General features: G+C 73.3%; 2 protein-coding genes and 2 pseudogenes. 3 read left to right on the forward strand and 1 reads right to left on the reverse strand.

What is annotated here, in order from left to right; translation table 11 throughout:
* Positions 1–434 (reverse strand): annotated as a pseudogene (locus AC2W7A_RS10525) (hypothetical protein); the annotation flags it as partial.
* Positions 435–568: 134 nt separating this feature from the next.
* On the opposite strand from AC2W7A_RS10525, the gene AC2W7A_RS10530 reads away from it, so the two are divergent.
* The 3 genes and pseudogenes from AC2W7A_RS10530 to AC2W7A_RS10540 form a co-directional block, all read left to right on the forward strand.
* Complete coding sequence (locus AC2W7A_RS10530; RefSeq protein ID WP_485991312.1) at positions 569–1,576, forward strand: hotdog domain-containing protein; 1,008 nt, start codon at positions 569–571, stop codon at positions 1,574–1,576.
* A 37-nt stretch (positions 1,577–1,613) separates the two neighbouring features.
* Complete coding sequence (locus tag AC2W7A_RS10535) at positions 1,614–2,888, forward strand: phospholipase D-like domain-containing protein (protein ID WP_485991311.1); 1,275 nt, start codon at positions 1,614–1,616, stop codon at positions 2,886–2,888.
* A 245-nt stretch (positions 2,889–3,133) separates the two neighbouring features.
* A pseudogene (locus AC2W7A_RS10540) lies at positions 3,134–3,570 on the forward strand (hypothetical protein); the annotation flags it as partial.

The following is a 3,570-nucleotide window of genomic DNA, read 5'->3' on the forward strand; positions in this document are numbered from 1 at the left end:
CCGTCGGCACAGCGCTCGTGCACGGCGGCGGCCAGCTCCCGGTCTACCGCCTGCTCCGCCCGCAGCTCGTCCGCCCGGACGGAGAGCACCGTCAGGGCGGCGGTGCGCACCTCCGCGTCCTCGTGGTCGAGCGCCTCGCGCACGGCGGGAAGGGCGGTGCGGTGCCACACGCCGGTGAGCACGAGGGCGCCGGTGGCGGCGGTGCTGAAGTGCTCGCCGTCCCCGGCCAGGGTGCCGACCACGCCGGAGGTCACGTCCTCCACGGTGGTGCGTCCGGTCAGCATGCGGACGGCCGCGGAGGCCACCGGGCCGGCGCCGTGCGCGGCCACGGCCTCGTCCACGCGGGCCTGCAGACGCCGCAGAGGAGTGTCCGGCTCGGCGGGGAGGTCCACCGGCTCCTGGGGGGACTTGGGGTGCTGTCCGGGGGTGTTCATGTGCTCCATTGTCGCGCGTCCGGAGGGCGGGTCCGAGCCCGCCGGCCGGGTGTGCCGGACCACCGGGTCCGGGTGCGGCGGACCGGCGGAGGGGAGCGGCCGTCGTCGGGACGCCCCCGTGCCGTCACGGCGTGATGTGCGGCACATTTCTGCCGCTGGCAGATGATAGATTTCAGGTCATGCATGTGCGCGGCGCCCTGTCCCTGGAGTTCACGGCGGAGGGCTTCGGCCTCCCGTCGGGCACGGTGGACGCCGGAACCGTCATCACGTGGATCGACAAGGCCGGCTACGCCGTGGCCGCGAGCTGGGCCGGCACGTACGTGCGGGCCTCCTATGTGGGGAACATGCAGTTCCAGAACCCCGTCCCCGTGGACACCCGCGCCGTGGTCCAGGCGCGCGTGGTCCACACGCACGGCCCCTACGTCCACGTCCAGGCGCGGCTGATCATGCCCGCGCTCCAGGGTGAGGGCGGCGGGCCCCTGGTCTGCACCGAGTGCCTCCTCGTCTACGCGGCGGAGGAGGACGGGCGCCTGGTGGACGCCCCCGTCTGGGTGCCGGAGACCGAGGGTCAGCGGGAGCGGGACGAGCAGGCCAACAGCGCCAAGGTCATCCGCACCACCATCGAGCAGGGCATGAACTCCCTGCCGTTCCCGGAGGAGGTCGGCCCCAACGACGAGCTCGTGCGGCTGTGCTTCATCGCAGGGCAGGGGGAGACCACCATCGGCTCCACCGTGCGGGCCTCCGCCATCATGCGCTGGATCGACGAGGCCGCCGCCGTGTGCGCCGCCCGCTGGTCCGGCTCGGAGAACGTGGTGGCGGCCTTCGCCGGCGGCGTGCGCTTTTTGGCGAACATCGAGGCCGGCAACGTGGTCACCGTGGACGCCCTGCTGGTGCACACCTCGCCGCGCGCCATGCACGTGGCCCTGCGCGTCTACGCGGCCCGCCGCCACGAGCGCGGCGCCAGGATCGTGGCGCACTCGCTGGCCGTCATGGTGGTCCCGGACGACGGCCGGGCCCAGCCCGTCCGCCAGTGGGAGCCCGAGTCCGAGTGGTCCTCCTCCCTGGAGTCCGCGGCCGTGGAGCTGGTGAAGCTGCGCTCCGCGGCCGGTGCCACCTGGTCCTCCGCACCACGCGCCGGCTGACCGGACGTGCCGCCGGGCCGCTCATTAGACTTGGTCCATGGCTGGTCTCTCCTCCCTCGGCACCCTCGGCGCCGCCTCCGCACTCCGTCCGCTCGTGCGCAGGGGCGCCCTGGCCGCGCTCGCCGCCGTGACCGTGGTCCCGGGCGGTGTGGCCGCGGGCCTGACGGCCGTGGACATGGTCAAGCGCAAGGGGAGGAAGGCCCGTCCGGCCGAGCGCCCGGGCACGTTTTCCGCCACCGTGGGGGCGTCCGAGCTGACGATCTTCACCTCCGGCGAGGACCTCTACGCGGACATGATCGCGGAGATCGACGCGGCCGAGCGCACGGTCAAGCTGGAGACCTTCATCTGGAAGGACGACCGCACCGGACAGCGGTTCGTCGAGGCCTGCAACCGCGCCGCCGAGCGCGGTGTGGAGGTCTGGGTCTCCTACGACGGATTCGCCAACATGGTGGTGCCGGCCTCCTTCTACGAGCAGTTCTCCCCGAAGGTGCACGTGTTCCGCCTGCCGGCCTTCACCCGCCCCTACTGGCGCGGCATCGTCCGGCACACCGGCTTCAACCACTCCAAGATCCTGGTGATCGACGGGCGCGTGGGGTACATCGGGGGCTTCAACATCGGCGACGACTACGCCCACCTCTGGCGCGACACCCACGTCAAGGAGGTCGGCCCCGCCGTCTGGGGGCTGGACCACTCGATCGCCACCGTGTGGAACGCGGCCCACGGTCCGGACGAGCAGATGGAGTGGTTCCCGCCCGGCTCCTGGGACCAGCGGGTCACCGTGTCCTCCAACCTGCCGGTGCAGCTGGTGTACCCCATCCGCGGCACCTACCTGAACGCCATCGAGCGCTCCCGCAGCCACATCCGCATCTGCACGCCGTACTTCATCCCGGACCAGCAGGTGCTGGCCGCCCTGAAGACCGCCGCGCAGCGTGGCGTGGACGTGCAGGTGATGGTGCCGAAGGAGTCCAACCACATCGTGGCGGACTGGGCCTCGCGCGGGTTCACCGCGGAGATGCTGGAGGCCGGCATCTCGGTCCTGCTGTACAAGGCCGGCATGATCCACGCCAAGACGGCCACGATCGACGGCCAGTGGTCCACCGTGGGCACCGCGAACATCGACCGCCTCTCCCTGGGCTACAACTACGAGACGAACCTCGAGGTGGTGGACCCGGACTTCGCCGCCCGCATGGAGGAGATCTTCGCCGCGGACAGCGAGCACTGCGAGACCGTGGACCCGCACCGCTGGCGTGAGCGGCACAAGGGGGCCCAGGTCATCGAGGCGCTCATCGCGCCGCTGCGTCCGCTGCTCTGAGCCACGCCGCGCATCGGCACCCCGTGCCGGCGCCCCGTGCCGGGGGCGTGCGCCGGGTGCGGAGGGGCGTGCGCCGGGAGTGCGCTTGGGTGCCCGCTGTGGCGTTCCTTCCATCTCCCGCAGAACTGCGGCGCCGCCGGGTCGGGCGGCGTACAGTGCAGAGGACGTCGCCGTCGTCCAGGCGTCCGCGCGCCTCGGCCCGGTTCGGCTGCTTCTCTTCCCCCGCCCCCCACCGTGAGGACTCCATGACCCTGCGCCCCGCGACCACCGGCACCGTCTTCACCGGCACCGCCCTCGCCGCCGCGCTGCTGCTCACCGGCTGCGGCGCCGGCCAGGACGCCCCGGCCGAGGGCACGTCCACCGAGGCCGCCGCCTCGAGCACGTCCGCCTCGGCCCCCGCCTCCGCCACGGAGAGCGGGTCCGCAGAGTCCTCGGAGTCGTCGGCCGGCCCCTCGGAGTCCGCGGCGGACTCCGAGTCGGCCTCGGCTGAGGAGTCCGCCTCGGCCGAGGAGTCCACGTCCGAGTCGGCCTCCCCGTCCGCCGAGGAGCCGTCCTCCGCTGCGGCCCCGAAGAGCTCGGCCGCGCCGACCACCCAGGCGCCGCCCGCTTCGAAGGCCCCGCGCCGACCACGCAGGCCCCGGCCCCGGGCTCCTCCCGGGGCCCCGGCCACGTCGTCGTCCGC

It is taken from the genome of Micrococcus sp. LASM2_SD2 (genome assembly GCF_057364565.1).